This window comes from Nocardia sp. NPDC049190 (assembly GCF_040648115.1).
Taxonomy (GTDB): Bacteria; Actinomycetota; Actinomycetes; order Mycobacteriales; family Mycobacteriaceae; genus Nocardia.
The window spans coordinates 15,348-30,965 of record NZ_JBEZDE010000030.1 but is presented as its reverse complement, the minus strand read 5'-3'; the positions used below and the strand labels follow the sequence as shown (position 1 = coordinate 30,965).

The window sequence follows — 15,618 nt, the reverse complement described above, 5'->3', positions numbered from 1 at the left end:
CGGCCCACCTGCACGATGCCGAACGGCTTCGCCGACACCACGATGTCAACCCCCTGATCGACGTAGATCAGCCCGGCACACCGATCCTCCGCACCCTCCGCACGGAGTAACACCGGGATTCTGGGTCGCCTCGATATAAAGCCGCAGCCCCTCGGCAACCTTGCGCGCAAGGCTTTCCAGCTGATCCGGGGTGAGTTGCTCGCCGAACGCGGCCGCGGCGAGCAGACGCTCACGCGCCTGCTCCAGGTTCATCCTGGCGGACGGGATGGGCGCGAGATCGGACATGCGCAGACCATACCTCGAGTCGAACATACATTCGACACATGCCGCGCGGTCGATCCGGCAACGGTCGCCGACGCGCAAGCCGTCCGCCACCAGACCGATCCGGACCCGGCGCGTGCTGTTCGTCGAGAGGCGAACGCGTCAGCCCAGCTCCGGAGAATCGGCGGCCGAGGCCACCTTCACGAAGCGCTGGACAGATCGGGCCTACGACCTCCGCCGCCGGACAGTGCGCCCGCTCTCCGTGTCCATCGGATCGGACTACGGCGTGGTCAGTCCACCCGGATTGCCCGAAAAGACGTTCAGCGGAGGGGATTCCGGGAACGCGACCGGCAGGGCGGTGAGCGCCCGGTGGAACGGACCGGGTCGCCAGACCAACTCCTGCGGCGCGACAGCGAGCCGCATCTCGGGCAGGGCGTCGAGCAACTGATCGATGGCATCTTGGGCGATCAGGTACGACACGGACTTGGCCGGACAGGCGTGCGGCCCGAGACTCCACGCGAGATGCGCTCGGTTGTCGATGTAAGTACCCGAATTGATCGCGGGGTCGTTGTTGCAACCGGACATGCTGATGATCACCGGCTGGTGTGCGGGAAGCCAGACACCGTCGATCAGGATCGGCTGCTTCGGGAAGGAGACGCAGTAGTTCGACAGCGGCGGGTCGGTGTACAACACCTCGTCCAATGCGTCACGCGTCGACAGGCTTCCGCCGAGAATGCCGCTCCCGAACCGGTCGTCGGTGAGCATCAGCCGCAGCGTGTTGACGATCAGGTTCTGCTGCGGTTCGATGCCCGCGCCGTACAGGCACAGGACCTGGTGTGCCATCTCGCCGTCGTCGAGGCCGGCCGGGTGCTGGCACAGCCCCGAGACGATGTCGCTGCCCGGCTCGGCACGTTTCAGTTTCACCAGGTCGAACATGGCTCCGGTGAACATCGCGTGGCCCTTGTCGGCGTCCACGCCCTCGAACATCGCGGCCATTCCCATCGCGGCCCGCTGTCCGATCTCGGGCGGGCAGCCGAGCATGGCATTGACCACCGCGAAGGACAGCGGAAATGCGTACTGGTGGATCAGATCGGCCGAACCGTCCTGGCAGAAGGTGTTGATCAGCGGAACCGCTATCTGCTCCACCGTGGTGTGCAGCGCGAACATGTCGATCTCATCGATACCCGCGACAATGGCCTGCCGGTAGCGGGCATGCACCGCGCCATCGTTGCGGATCATGGCGGGGCGCCACTCCAGCATCGGCCGAACCGGGCAGTCGCTGGGGATATCCTGTTGCCAGGTGCGCGAATCGGCCGGGAAGTGCTCGGGGTCGTTCAGGATCCGAAGCGCGGCGTGGTAGCCGATCACCAGGGTCGCCGGTACACCAGGCGCCAATTCCACCGGCGCCAGCGAACCATATCGGCGACGCATCTCACGGTAGGCGCGTTGCGGGTCCGCCGCGTACTCCTCCGAATACAGCGCGACCCGGGGGCCGTCGGTAGCGATGGGCGATCCATGCTGGACCGGGGATGCGTGCACGGGGGTCGAGCTGTGCGGCGGGAACTGTGACGTGGTCAAAGACGAAACTCCATACGAGGAACAGATATTCGGCGGGCGGTGGTCAGCGGGCACAAACACATGCCTCGGTGAACGAGTGGCGTACGTGCGCATAGGCGTACCAGTTTCGACCGAGAGGCCGCGCGTACCTCGAGCAGGGACCGCGCGGCGCCTCGAACCGAACCCAAACGCATACCGTACGCGAACCGCCGACACCGGGCCGAGTTTGTGCGAGTATCTCGATCGCCCCGTCGATCCACCACGGCGAATCAGCGCTCTACCCTGCAGAACAAGACGCTGATTCGCCGTATCCGCTTAGGAGGGTGCGGGTTTGGCGAATGATCTCCCCGAGCGGTGAAGAACGAGCGCCGTCACGCCGCGTCGCCCCGCGCTTGCGAATCGGCCCTACTCGGCCTTCACCGGCAGCTGATCCCAGTCGGCGAAGTCAAGCCATGCTTGCTGATAGTCGTCCGCGGCGATCGGCGCCGCCAGCGGCGGGATATCGAAAGCGCTCACCAGTATGTCCAGGTGATCTGCGAGTTCGCGACGGCAGGCGGTGAGTTCCATCCCGAGCCGAGCCGCTCGCTCCGCGGTCAGCAGCCCCTGCGAGGTGTACCAGAGGGCGTGTTCTTGCAGACGTTCCAATCCATACGCCGTCGCCAAGACGCCGAGCAGGCCGCGAGCGCGCCGGTCCCAACTGTGTTCCGCCGCGGCCAAAACACAGTCGGCGGCCAGTCGCTCGGCGATCGCGGTGGACAGCTCGATCGCCGCGGAGTCGGCTCCCATGACGTCTGGACCGGTGTCGCCTGCCTCGGCCGCCGAGGCCAACACGCGCTCTCGTTCGGTGAGCAGTCGCTGCCACCACGGGGTGTTGACCGGCGAATTCGTGACGCTCAGCCCCGTGACGTCCAGGTGGCTGGGCCCACGTCCTTGGGCGACCTGCCACGCCATCTTTCCGGTCGTCACCTGTAGAACCTGGTTCTCGCCCTCCGCGGTGATGATTCCTTCCACGTTCCCGGCCCAGTCGGTGATGTAGTTGGCGCGCAAGGCACCCTGGGCCGCACAGCGTTGCCGGCATACCGATAGAACCGTCAATGCGGTATTGGACAGGATCGGCTTGGCCAACATCGCCCGGACGGATCGGGTGAGGTCGGCATCGTCCGCGAAGCGTTCGCGGACGTCCTTGGCAAGCAAGGTCATCGCGTAGACCTGCGCGACAGACGACGTGAGGTCACGCAGAAACGCGTCACGTTCGCTCAAGGCCGGTCCGCTGCCTGCGCGGCGCTGTTTTGCGTAGTGCCAGGTAATCGCGGTCCCCGCACGGGCGCCGGCCACCGCCGCACTGGCCAGCGTAATCCGCCCGGTCTGCAAGGGGCTGATCGCGCGGTGGAAGCGCGCACCGCGTGACAGCTCGCAGATCAACCGGCCGTCGGCGAAGTGGGCCCAGTCTCCGCCGAGCAGTCCCTCGGCGGGCACCACCGCGTCCTGGAACATGATCATCGCGTTGTCCATCGGCGCCCATGCCTTTTCCGGCAGCGGCGCGACATGGACGCCGGCCGCAAGTCCCGTGTCCGTTCGTAGTCGTAGGAGAAACGGAAACACTCCTTCGTCGACGCCGTCGACCATGAGTCGGGCAGTCACGATCACCGTCTTGGGGACATTGTCCGCGGCGACGTTGGGCATGAACTTCACAGCACCCGCATTCGGGGTGCGCAGCAGGAAGGTTCCGTCGGGCTGGTGAATCGCCAGCGTCTGCATATCGGTGGCGTTGGTGCCCGCGAGTTCGGTGAGCATCAGCACGCCGATCGCCTCCGCACGGTCCAGTTCGTCCAGGCACTGCTGCTGATAGCGCGAACCGTTGCCCAACTCGTCGATTCCGCCGACGACGAGGCGGAAATGCCCCGACATTATCGGCAGCAGCCGAGGCGCGGCGATCGACGCCCAGTCGAACACCGCGCCGAGCAGCGCCGTGTCGGCAGCGATGCGACGCGACGACCCACCCAGATCACGGATGAGATTGCGCAGCATCTCGTAGCTACGCTGCACTTCGACGTCGTGCGTGTCACCCCGGGCATAACGATCATCGAGCGCGACCATCGCCTTCTGCACCCGAGTGTGCAGCTGGTCGTCGTCGCCGAACAGGGCAGCCCGCAAGGCCAAGGTTGTGGTGTCGACATGCTGCGGCACATCGGGCAGCGATGACACGAGCGTGGCGGGCGGGTCGGTGATGGTCATGATGTCCCCTAAGTCAGTTGGTGTCTGGGGTAGGCGTCCTGAGTCCCCGGGTGGCGCGGTACAGCCGACGAAAATTCCGCAGGATTGTGCGGTGCGCAAGGGCCGGTCACCCTTTCGCGTCGGTGGCTCCCGTCGCGAGAGCCGGTGCGGATCCTCGCTACTCAGGGATCTACCAAAGGTTGCCCACGAGGCAAGTGTGTGACGACTGGGCACCGAAAGTGACTGTGCACCAACAGTTCTAAGTCGGAACCGTAGTCGACGGCCCCTGTTTCGCGAAGCTGAGCCGCGTTTGGCTCCACGCTTGTCCACCGGAGTAGTTCATCGAGTCTCTGCCCGGTATGAATCGCGGCGCCGGCACCGAATTGCCAGCTGCTTACCTCGCCACGATCGGCATCACACGAGAGAGAGCCTGCCACGCCGGGATGGCGCCCATCCTTCACATCTCCGGCCGCACCACCGGCAACCGCCATCGACCGAGACACTCGCACCGGCGCATGCGCCGGAAGTCCTCCGTGGCCGGACGGTCCCGGCTCACCATCGAAGCGGCTTACCGGCAGCTCACCGAACGAAAATGCACTGAGCGGCATGTCCATACCCAGGCCGGCCCTAGCACTGGCCTGCAGACTCGTCGGCGCGCCGTGCGCAGTGCCGTGCGATAGAGACAATGCCTGTGGCACAGTCAGTTTCGTCGCCGTTGAAAATCGGCACAATCACTCGGAGTCCTTCCTTGCGGGGGCACGACGATGATCACCGGGCGCGCGCGGTGGCGGCCATCGGTGGCACACATGATCAGATTGCCGAAGCGGCGTTCAGGGGTAGCGAAGAGGGAATGAAGCCTGTGTTACGTAACAGATCACAGCTCCATCCCATGGGTGACCGCATCCGCTCCGATGGGACCGGCCCCACTTAGTGAACTCTCACAGCATTGCCATCAGCAAATCATACACGTATACAACGGATTTCAGGCACCGAACCGCTAGCTGACCTTTAACCCGACCTGCGCGTGGCGAGGTCCATACCGGCCACCAAGGCCCCGGCCCCGCGACCAGCGCCCACGCCGCCTATCCGCGCGGGCACCCCGAAGAGGCATCCGCTCACCACCCCCGCAGCAGCACCGGAACTTTCGACACAAGGTCGACAGCTCTGCGCCCTCGGAAGAACCAACACCCGCACCCGCAAATGGTCGAAGCCCTTGGTTGTGAGATCCGCTCTGTAGCAGACGGATTACTCAACCAAGGGCTTCGCTTCGAGATCGATGGGAGGACTGGACCGAACCCGATGCCCGAAGGAGCACTGGGACTCGGTCACTCACCGTGGGTCTCCTTAAAACACCTTCAGCGGTGGCGATTCGGGAAAAACCACCGGCATGGAGACGAGCGCCCGATGGAAAGGCCCTGGCCGCCACGACAATTGATCCGCCGGACAGGCGAGCCGAAGGTCAGGGAGAGCATCGAGCAGCTGATCGATGGCATTCTGCGCGACCAGGTACGCCACGGACTTTGCGGGGCAGGCATGCGGCCCGGCGCCCCACGCCAGGTGCGAGTTGTTGTCGGTGTACTCCCCGTCGTGGATCGCGGGGTCGTTGTTGCAACCCGCCATGCTGATGATTACGGGCTGATGCGCGGGCAGCCAGACACCATCGATCAGAATCGGCTGCCTCGGGTAAGTGATGCTGAAGTTCGCCAGCGGCGGATCGGTGAACAGCAGCTCATTGAGCGCATCCCGAGTCGAAGGGCCTACCCCGGCGAACCGATCGTCGGTGAGCATCAGCAGCAGCGTGTTGACGATCAGGTTCTGCAGCGGCTCGATCCCCGCGCCATACAAAGTGACCAGTTGATTGATCAACTCCGCGTCGTCGAGCTGGTTCTGATGGGCCAGCAGCCGCGAGGTGATGTCGTCGCCAGGTTCGGCCCGCTTCCGGGTGAGCAGGTCGAACAACGCGTTGGTCAACGTCGTGTTGATCTTGTCGGCGTCCACCCCCTCGAACATCGCGGCCAACGCCTTGGCGACCTGTTGCCCGATGTCCGGAGGGCAGCCGAGCATGGAGTTGAGCACGGCGAAAGTGAGCGGGAAGGCGTACTGGCTGATCAGGTCGGCCGTGCCACGCTCACAGAACGAGTTGATCAGCGGAACGGCCACCTGCTCGACGGCACTGTGCAGCGAGAACAGATCAATTTCATCGATGGCGACCGTGTTGGCCTGCCGGTAGCGCGTGTGTTCGAGTCCCGCACTGCGCAACGCGTTCGGGCGCCATTCCAGCATCGGCAGGATCGGGCAGTCACTGGGCACGTTCTTCTGCCAGCTGCGCGGGTCAGACGGAAAATGCTCCGGATCGTTGAGAATCTGCACGGCGGTGTGGTAGCCGATCACCAGCGTGGCGGGAACGTCCGGCGCCAGGTCCACCGGCACCAGAGAACCGTACCGGCGGCGCATCTCCCGGTAGGCGCGATGCGGATCTGCGGCGAATTCCTCAGTGTACAGCGCAACTCGGGTGACACCGGTCTCGACCGGTGATGCGTGCGGAACGGGGCAGGCGTGCGCCTGGGTGCTGTGCTGTGGCGTGGTCAATGACATGACTCCAGGTATAGAACAGGAATACGACGGGCGTTCCGAGTGGTCTCGGGCATGGGTCCCCTTGTGTCGGAGAGCATTGTCAGGGCGGGGCGGCCCGCCGGGGCAGGGTCTTGATCATGGCGAGGTGCGGCGCCGAGCCACTACTTCTCGACTCGGCGCGTTGAACGAATCGACCCGCGGCTACTCCTCGCCGGCGAGGTAGACCGGTAACGTCCGGTGCCCGTTCGACACGAAACTGACCACGGGCTCGAGCTCCGACGGAGCCACGGCCAACCGCAGGTTCGGAAATCGCCGGAAGACAGCCGGGAGAGCGACGGCGGCCTCCAGCCGCGCCAACGGGGCGCCCAGGCAGTGGTGGGCGCCATAACCGAAGGCCACGTGCTGGTCCTTGGTCGGACGGGTGACATCGAATTCGTCGGCGGTCGCGCCGTGCACCTTCGGGTCGCGATTGGCCGCCACATAGGAGGCCAGGATCGCCTCTCCCTTGCGGATCCGGATCCCGCCGATCTCGAGATCGTCGACGGCATAGCGCAACGGCAGGTGGGCGACCGGCGGCTCGAAACGCAGTGTTTCCTCCACCAGATCCGACCACGGCACCCGGCCCTCGACGACCTCGGCACGCAGTTGCGGACGGGTCAACAGCGTGAAGATCGCCTGATCGAGCAGGTTGACCGTGGTCTCGTGCCCGGCATTGATGACCAGCATCAGGGTGTCGACGAGTTCCTTCTCGCTCAGCTGCGAACCGTCCTCGTCCTGGGTGGCAATCAACACACTGGCGACATCGTCGCCGGGAGTTTCGCGCCGGTAGGCGACCAGTTCACTGATGAGCCGGTACATCTCGAGATAGTTCGCTTGGGCTTGTTCGGGCGTGAACGTGCCGTCGAAGAACCCGTCGACACAGGTGTGGATGGCGGGGCCCAGATGTTGCGGCACGCCCATCAGCTCACTGATGACCTGGATCGGGACCGGATAGGCGAATCGCGCACGGAGGTCGACCGACTCGCCCCTCGGCATCACCGACAGGTGGTCCAACAGCCTGTCGGTGATCGCCTCGATCCGAGGACGCAGTGCCGTGGTACGACGATGGGTGAAGGCCGGCGCGACCAATTTTCGCAGGCGGCGGTGCCCGGCACCGTACGCGGTGAACATATTGTCCGCAGTCACCCAGGCATACAGTGGCCAGTCCTCGGTGATCTCACCGTTCATGAAGGCAGCCCAGTGCTGCCGCGGGTCCTTCGACACTTGCGGGCCGGCCAGCAGGCTTTTGAGCACGGTCGCGTCGGTCACCGACCACGCGAGCACACCGCCGGGCAATTCCACCAGGCTGGCCGGGCCCCGTGCACGGATCCGCGCCGACTCACCCTGGATGTCGGTACCGGTGGTATCCAGAGCTATCGGTTCATGCTGCATCGACTCTCCTTACGGCATGCTCAACGGCGGGCACTTGGGGAAGACGACCGGCAACGCGGCCATGGCACGGCTGAACGGGCCCGATCGCCAGACCAACTCCTCCGTCGGCACGGCCAGTTGCATCTCGGGGAGTGCGTCGAGCAACTGGTCGATGGCGTCCTGTACCACCAGGTACGCGACCGACCTGGCCGGGCAGGCGTGCGGCCCGGCACCCCAGGCCAGATGCGAGCGATTGCCGGTGTAGTCGCCGCCACGGATCGCCGGATCGTTGTTACAGCCGGCCATACTGATGACGACTGGTTGATGAGCGGGCAGCCAGGTGTTCTCGATCAGGATCGGCTGTCGCGGATAGGACATGCAGTAGTTCGCCATCGGCGGGTCATCGAACAACACCTCATCCAGCGCGTCGCGCGTCGACAGGCTCCCACCGAGGACATCGCCACCGAACCGCTTGTCGGTGAGCATCAGCAGCAGAGTATTGGTGATGAGATTCTGCTGTGGCTCGATACCCGCGCCGTAGAAGCTGATCAGCTGGGAGAGCATCTCCGTGTCGTCGAGATTGGCCGGGTGATGCGCCAGCCGTGAGGTGACATCGTCACCGGGCTGGGCACGACGGAGCTGGATCAGTTCCATCAGCGCCTCGCTGAGCGTCTGCATGCCCCACGCGGCGTTGACCGTGTCGAAGAGTGCGGCCATACCGGTCGCGACCCGCTGACCGAGCTCCGCCGAGCAGCCGACCAATTGGTTGATGATCTCGAAGGCGAGCGGAAGCGCGTATTGGCTCACCAAGTCCGCCGAACCGTCCGCACAGAAGCTGTTGATCAGCGGAATGGCGATCTTCTCGACCGTGGCATGGAGCCCGTGCAAATCGATGGCGTCAATGCCCGCCGCGTATGCCTGTCGATAGCGCGTATGCGCTAAGCCGGTGTTACGCAGCGCATTCGGATACCACTCCATCATCGGCTTGATGGGTGAGTCGTCGGGAATGCTCTGCTGCCATATCCGCGGATCGGCCGGGAAGTGCTCGGGATCGTTGAGGATCCGTAGTGCGGTGTTATAGCCGATCACCAACGTTGCGGGTACTCCCGGCACCAACTCCATCGGAACCAGCGAACCGTACTCGCTACGCATCTCACGATAGGCACGATGCGGGTCGGCGGCGAACTCCGGGGTGTTCAACAGAACTCGGGGGCCAGCGTTGTCGATCGGCGAGCCGTGCGCGACGGGACACGTTCCGGGCGTGGCGACGTCGGGCACGAAGCTCTCCGAATGTGACGCGGTCAAAGGCGGGACTCCAGACGCTGGAACAGGAATTCGACGAGGGTGATCAATGAGCGCAGACACGTCCCACGGTCACGGGCGTCGAGCGACGTCAGTGGCGTGCCCGGTTCCAGGTCGAGCGCGTCGCGGACTTCGTCCAGTGAGTAACGCTTGGCGCCCTCGAACTGGTTGACAGCAACGGAATACGGCACGCCGCGTTGTTCCAGCACCGAGAGGACCTCGTCGGACTTCTCGATACGACGGGTATCGACCAGCACCAATGCACCGAGCGCGCCGCGCGCCAACTCCTCCCACAACGGCACGAAGCGCTTCTGCCCCGGCGTGCCGAACAGGTAGAGCGCCAGTTGCGGGCTCAGCGTGATGCGGCCGAAGTCCATGGCGACGGTCGTCTGCGATTTGCCGGGCAGACCCGCCATATCGTCGATGCCGACGCTGGCCTCGGTGATGGTCTCCTCGGTGCGCAGCGGCCTGATCTCCGAGACGCTGTTGACGAAAGTGGTCTTTCCGACACCGAAGTTGCCTGCAACAAGCAGCTTCACCGACCGGATCACCGTGTCGGGCACGTAGTCGATAGCGTCTTCAGACCGCGAGAGCACGGAGCCCATTGAGTACCTCCTCCAGCAGGGCGATCTCCGGCAGGGTTTCCTCCGGGGTTGGGATGACCATATGGTCGCTGTCGAGGAGGTCGGCCACGACGATCTTCACGACGGACGGCGGTAGGTCGAGATAGGCAGCGATCTCGGCGATCGACAGGGCACTCCGGCACAGCGTCAGGACCCGGCGCGCGTCGGGGCTCGCACCGGGCGCCGGATCCTTGGCGGCGACGGCCAAGGTGACCAGGTCCAGTTCACGAGTGGGACGCGAACGTCCACTGGTGCGCACGTAGGCGCGCACCAGATCGGGATCACGCCGGGACCTCGTCATGGTGTTTCGCTACCGTCGGGCCTCCTGCGGGGCTGGCTGCCGAGCTCGCGCCCGACCCGCGAGGCAAGCTCGTTCATCCGGTGCGCGACGAGACCGACATCGATATCGGTCGTGGTCGAGACACCCAGTAAGGCACCCTCGCCCGCCGCAGTGATGAGGATCATCCCCTGGTCGTACTCGGTCATGTTCTGCCGCACACCGTTGTCGGCGCCGCCGCAGAACTCACCGAGTGCCTTGCCGAGCGACCGCAGCCCCGAGGCCGCTGCGGCGAACCGCTCGGCGTCGTCTTTGGAAACGCCGTTGGAGTGGGCGATCCGCAGACCGTCCTCCGACAGCAGAACGGAGAACCGGACGCCGGGAATGCTGAGATCCTCCAGTAGCCAACCGAGTTTATTGCTGCTGTCGGTCACCGGTGTACTCATCAGGATGTCATCCCTTCGGTGTGATCGGGTGCGGCGGCACGGCCGCTCTGGGAGCCGCTCTGCCACGCGGCTGCGATGTCAGGGCGGGCGAGTCCGGTTTCGGTGCGCGGGCCTCCCGACGTCGGTTCGGGCACCGATGTCACCGCTCGGCGCCGGCGCTTGGGTAAGCCGCCGCTGGTTATCTCGTGCACGGTGGATCCCTCATCCTCCCTCGGCCGCTCGTTCACTCCGGCTAGTACCGGTACCGGCACAGGCACCGATTCCGGCTCGGGCTGCGCGAGTTCGGTGATTTCGGCGGACTGTTCGATATTCTGCGGGGCAACCAGCAGGGGTTCGGGGACGTACACCATCGCGCGCATGCCGCCGTATACGTTGGGGCCGTCGATGTATACGGTGAAGCCGTAACGGCGGGCCAGCGCGGCGATACCGGGGAAACCAACCTTGGGTGCGGGCCCGAGCTGGTGGATGTCGACCGGGCGCTCGTTCGCGAGCACCTGCCGGGCCTCTTCCATCTGCTCGGCGTTCATCCGCACGCCCGCGTCATCGATGATGACCGTGACGCCGTGGTGGCCCTCCTGGAAGCTGACATCCACGAAAGACATCGGCGGGGAATAACGTAGCGCGTTGTCGAGCAAGGTGGCCAGCGTGTGTACGAGCGGTTCCACGGCCCGGCTGATGACCACCCGGTCCAGTTGGCCGGAGCGCACGCGTAGGTAGTCGCGGACACGACCGGTAGCGCCGCCGACCACGTCGGTGAGCGACTGCTGCGGCCAGCGCCGACCAGGAAGACCACCACACACAATGACGAACGACTGTGCCTGGCGGATCATCTGCTGGATGGTGTGGTCGATTCGGGTGAGCGTCGCGTAGACCTCGTCGTCCCGGTGCTGGCGCAGCGCGGCGCTCACCACCTGGCCGACGTCGGCGCCGAGGCTGACGACGGAGGTGCCGAACGAGCGGACCGCGGCGCTGGTCGCCTGACGCGACGCCGCGGACACCTCGGCACGCGCGACTTCCTCGGCGGCCTTGACCGCCTGCTGCACTTCGTTGTTGGTCTGCTCCCTGGTCTCCGAACGCATCAGGCTCAGATCGTCGGCGTACCGCTCGGAGATCCACCGCAGGCACTGCGCGAGCCGCGAATTCTCCATGCCCGCCTGCACCTCGACCGGAGGAACCTGCGACTCGAACCGACGGATCGATTCGGCCACCGCGGGAAGCGTGGTGGCGGCGAACCGTTCCAGCGTGTCTTCTGTCGCGCGCTGTTCTCTGGTCAGAGCCTGGACCTTGGCCTGCTGAGCCTTGGCATATTGCACTGCATACAACGCCCCCGCTACGGCAATCACCAGAGCGGCGGCGAGGATCCATGAAAGCACCACGGCGATATCTTGATTCATCAGTTCTTTCGTCGTTGACTGGTCTCGGGGAATCGGCCCTCAGCCATCCTGCTTCGCTCGCCTTCCCTCGCCTGCCGACCATTGACGGACCGGTCGGTTGGGTCCGCGTCGGAGATCCGGAGCCCCGCGACGACACCGAGACTCACCGGTGTCTACTACCTCACTGTGCCCGCAGGACAGGCGATTACATGATGAATCGCCGACCGCACGGGATATGTCCGCACGGTCACCAGAACCCGACCACCGCACATTAGCAGCATTCCATCGAAGTCTCTCGAGATGTACCGACACTTTTCAGTTTCCCGAAGCTGGGACGAAAGGCACTGCCGCGCAGGCGATTGGTGCGTAATAATGTTGGGCTGCTGTGTACCCGCGCGACCGTTCACATCGAGTCCGGGCGCGGCGCAGCGGCCCGCTGACAATTGATGTCGCCGCCACCGACACACGACAATGTCCTTACGCTGGGAATATGCCGGCGAGAATGGGTATTCACTGATGTATCAATCACCGTGTCGGCAGTACCGGGATTCGACTACTCGGCCGGTCCCGCGCGACGACACCGACTGTGTATCGGCACCGTCGCGCCCCATGGACAACAGACGCGAACGCCCCCGCCGCGCCGAGCTGACCGCGATCCCACCGACCGCCTGACATCGGCGAACCGCCGGTACCGGATACCATGCGCCCATGGCAAAGCTGAGGGTCTCCGTCGACGTCCCGATTTCCCCCGAGGACGCCTGGTCACACACCTCCGACCTCGCCCAACTCGACAAATGGCTGACCATGCACGAAGCCTGGCGCGGGACCGTTCCCGCCGAGCTGACCGTCGGCACCCAACTGGTCGGCATCGCCTCGGTGAAGGGCCTACGCAACCGAGTGACCTGGACCGTTCAGGCGGCCGAACCGCCCCGCCGGCTGCGACTGACCGGCGCGGGCAAAGGCGGGACCATACTGGGTCTGCAACTACTCGTCGCCCCGAAGAGCTCGGGTTCGGAAGTCACTATCGACATCGAACTCGGCGGCAAGCCGCTGTTCGGCCCGATCGGTTCCGGCGTCGCCCGCGCGATCAGAGGCGACATCGAACGCTCCCTCGACCGCTTCGTCGCGCTCTACGCCTGAACTCCTGCGTTGAGATCCCCTGTGGTGAGTCGAGACTCGACTCGTCGGGTCGATCGACGAGATACCACGTCCAACCGCTACGCACCGGGACGTCCGTCTCCAGCATGCTCGGCGGTCGATCGCACCATCGCGTAAACGGTCGCACTCCGCCACCACACCCGACGTTTCGCTCGTGATCGATCCAGCGGCCGCGCCATAATGACGCAGCGAGGCGCCACATCCGGAACCCGTGTCACGCTCGCCCCGCCCCGGCGGTCAGCCGCCGAACGCATCGAAGACTTCTTCAGCGCGGTCGCGGGCGCGATACATATCCCAAGCGGCGTCCGCCAAGCGGTCGGGGTCGAGGGTGTGACCCACCGGGCCGCCGAAGCGGGCCGGGTCGGCGGTGACCATGGCGTGGATGTCGCCGCGTTCGACCAGGCCGCCGATGGTGAGGGTGCCGGCGTAGACGTGGCGCTCGACCAGTGCCGCGTTGAGCGTGAGGGCGTAATTGCGGAGCGCGGCGGCCGCGAGGGCGAGGTGCCCGACCATCGGCATCGGTCGGATGCTGGACAAGCCGCCGGCAAAAAGCAGTGCACCATCGCCGCGATCCAGCATGTCGGGCAGCACGGCGCGCACCATCTCGACCGCCGGCCAGATCCCGTCGAACGCGGATTGCGCCGCGGCTATGTCGATTTCGGTGATCGGAACCGGCACGCGAGCCAGACCGGGGCCGTAGTAGGCCACCGCGACTTCACTGTCGCGCCGGATCTCGTCGAGCACCGAACTCAGCGTTGTCCGGTCCGTGACATCGGCGACATGGGCGGTGGCCTCGATGCCGCGCGTCGCGAGATCCGCCAGGTACGCGCCGTGCCTGGCAGCACTACGCGAGACGACCGCGATGCGTAGACCTTCACGGCCGAAGCGCCGGGCCATCGACATCCCGAGACCGGGGCCGACGCCGATGATCAGGGCTGTTCTGCTGTTCGACATACCGTCTCCCTAGAATTTGAGGGGTCCCTCGACTTTTGACCGTAGCACGAAATCGAGGAGCCCCTCAGATTTTGTAGACTGTCCGCATGACCAAGCCGCTACGCCGGGACGCGGCCCGCAATCGCGAGAAACTGCTGCACGAAGCGGCCCGCGTGTTCACCGAGCAGGGCCTCGACGGCTCACTGGAGGAGATCGCGCGCCGCTCGGGGGTCAGCATCGGGACGCTGTACAACCACTTTCCGACCCGCGACGCACTGATCGACGCGCTGATCCCACCGCGGGTCGCGGCATTGGACGAGGTGGCGGCGCGAGCGGCGGCCGAGCCGGACGCGTGGACAGCGTTCACCGGATTCGCCGGGGACCTGCTCGACCGGTTGACCACCGATCGTGGATTGCTCGACGCATTCACCGGTGACCATCCCGCGGCAGCCCAGCTGGTGGCGGCGTGCCACCAGGGGATGTCGCAGCTGTCATCGGTTCTCGACCGCGCACGAGAAGCGGGGGCGATACGTTCCGACGCGAGCGACGAGGACGTCGTCCACCTGCTGTGGGCGCTGTCGCTGCTCGGCGAAGCCACCGGGACCATCGCATGGCGCCGATGCCTGGGTCTCGTACTCGACGGCCTCCGAGCCCACTGACCGCGCGAAGGATTGTGCACCCATGCCCTACGCCGAAGCCGCCGACGGCGTTCGCCTCGCCTATCAGATCGCGGGCGCAGGCGATCCGCTGGTTCTGCTCGCCGGACAGGCCAACAACCACCACTGGTGGGACGACGTCCGCACGGACTTCCAGGCCGCGCACCGCACGATCACGCTCGACTGGCGCGGTACCGGAGACAGCGACAAACCCGACGAAGTCTACAGCACAGCGGGATTCGCCGACGACGTCGTCGCGGTGCTCGATGACCTCGGCATCCAGCGGGCTGCCGTCTATGGAACGTCGATGGGCGGTCGGGTAGCGCAGTGGCTGGCGGCCCGACACCCGGATCGGGTGCACACCTTGGTGCTCGGCTGCACCTCCCCCGGCGGCCGGAACAGCGTCGAGCGCGGTCCCGCAATCAGGAAGTCGCTGGCCCAACCAAACAAGGCGGCCGCGAGACAGGCACTGCTGGAATTGATGTACACCCCGGCATGGCTGGCGAGCACATCCGGCCCATACAACACGCTCGGCGACCCCACGATGCCTGCCTACGCGAAGCGCAGGCATCTGTACGCCAGCAACAAACACGACGCGTGGGATGCGCTGGCGGACATCCACATTCCCACCCTCGTGCTGCACGGCAGCGACGATCGCTTCAACCCCGCCGCGAACGCCGACCTGCTGGCCGAGCGCATCGCCGGGGCTCGCGTACAGCTGATTCCCGGCGCCCGGCACGCCTACTTCGACGAATTCCGCACTGTCGCGAGTCCGCTCGTCCGGGAATTCCTCGACGGGGTGCGTCCGTAGCCGACACACCCGCACGGCGACGT

General features: G+C 65.5%; 14 protein-coding genes. 3 read left to right on the top strand and 11 right to left on the bottom strand.

Annotated elements, in window-relative coordinates; all coding sequences use genetic code 11:
- Window positions 1–45: 45 nt before the first annotated feature.
- The 10 genes from AB0B25_RS23685 to AB0B25_RS23640 form a co-directional block, all read right to left on the bottom strand.
- Window positions 46–285: a DUF6374 family protein gene (locus tag AB0B25_RS23685; protein ID WP_357183293.1), complete on the bottom strand. Its 240-nt coding sequence runs from the start codon at window positions 283–285 to the stop codon at window positions 46–48.
- Between the two features lie 255 nt (window positions 286–540).
- Complete coding sequence (locus AB0B25_RS23680; protein WP_357183290.1) at window positions 541–1,839, bottom strand: cytochrome P450; 1,299 nt, start codon at window positions 1,837–1,839, stop codon at window positions 541–543.
- Between the two features lie 384 nt (window positions 1,840–2,223).
- On the bottom strand, window positions 2,224–4,053 hold the full coding sequence (locus tag AB0B25_RS23675; RefSeq protein WP_357183287.1) for an acyl-CoA dehydrogenase family protein: 1,830 nt from the start codon (window positions 4,051–4,053) through the stop codon (window positions 2,224–2,226).
- A 1,323-nt stretch (window positions 4,054–5,376) separates the two neighbouring features.
- Complete coding sequence (locus tag AB0B25_RS23670; protein WP_357183284.1) at window positions 5,377–6,627, bottom strand: cytochrome P450; 1,251 nt, start codon at window positions 6,625–6,627, stop codon at window positions 5,377–5,379.
- 180 nt (window positions 6,628–6,807) lie between these two features.
- Entirely contained in the window at window positions 6,808–8,037 is a 1,230-nt protein-coding gene (locus AB0B25_RS23665; protein WP_357183281.1) for a cytochrome P450, read from the bottom strand.
- Window positions 8,038–8,046: 9 nt separating this feature from the next.
- A complete protein-coding gene (locus AB0B25_RS23660; protein WP_357183279.1) occupies window positions 8,047–9,321 on the bottom strand; it encodes a cytochrome P450 in 1,275 nt (424 codons plus the stop codon).
- Entirely contained in the window at window positions 9,318–9,923 is a 606-nt protein-coding gene (locus AB0B25_RS23655) for an ATP/GTP-binding protein (RefSeq protein WP_357183276.1), read from the bottom strand. The genes AB0B25_RS23660 and AB0B25_RS23655 overlap by 4 nt, the downstream gene beginning before the upstream one ends.
- A complete protein-coding gene (locus tag AB0B25_RS23650) occupies window positions 9,898–10,242 on the bottom strand; it encodes a DUF742 domain-containing protein (RefSeq protein WP_357183273.1) in 345 nt (114 codons plus the stop codon). Before AB0B25_RS23650 ends, AB0B25_RS23655 begins: the two co-directional genes overlap by 26 nt.
- Window positions 10,239–10,664, bottom strand: coding sequence for a roadblock/LC7 domain-containing protein (locus AB0B25_RS23645; protein ID WP_357183270.1), 426 nt, complete (start codon window positions 10,662–10,664; stop codon window positions 10,239–10,241). The genes AB0B25_RS23650 and AB0B25_RS23645 overlap by 4 nt, the downstream gene beginning before the upstream one ends.
- Window positions 10,664–12,058 carry a sensor histidine kinase gene (locus AB0B25_RS23640; RefSeq protein WP_357183267.1) on the bottom strand — a complete coding sequence of 465 codons (1,395 nt, stop codon included), beginning with the start codon at window positions 12,056–12,058 and terminating at the stop codon, window positions 10,664–10,666. Before AB0B25_RS23640 ends, AB0B25_RS23645 begins: the two co-directional genes overlap by 1 nt.
- 687 nt (window positions 12,059–12,745) lie before the next feature.
- Between AB0B25_RS23640 and AB0B25_RS23635 the strand changes: the two genes are divergently transcribed.
- A complete protein-coding gene (locus tag AB0B25_RS23635; protein ID WP_357183264.1) occupies window positions 12,746–13,177 on the top strand; it encodes an SRPBCC family protein in 432 nt (143 codons plus the stop codon).
- A 255-nt stretch (window positions 13,178–13,432) separates the two neighbouring features.
- Here AB0B25_RS23635 and AB0B25_RS23630 read toward each other — a convergent pair whose 3' ends face one another.
- Complete coding sequence (locus AB0B25_RS23630) at window positions 13,433–14,149, bottom strand: SDR family NAD(P)-dependent oxidoreductase (RefSeq protein ID WP_357183261.1); 717 nt, start codon at window positions 14,147–14,149, stop codon at window positions 13,433–13,435.
- Between the two features lie 86 nt (window positions 14,150–14,235).
- Between AB0B25_RS23630 and AB0B25_RS23625 the strand changes: the two genes are divergently transcribed.
- Window positions 14,236–14,787, top strand: coding sequence for a helix-turn-helix domain-containing protein (locus AB0B25_RS23625; protein ID WP_357183258.1), 552 nt, complete (start codon window positions 14,236–14,238; stop codon window positions 14,785–14,787).
- 22 nt (window positions 14,788–14,809) lie between these two features.
- A complete protein-coding gene (locus AB0B25_RS23620; protein ID WP_357183255.1) occupies window positions 14,810–15,595 on the top strand; it encodes an alpha/beta fold hydrolase in 786 nt (261 codons plus the stop codon).
- Window positions 15,596–15,618 lie beyond the last annotated feature (23 nt).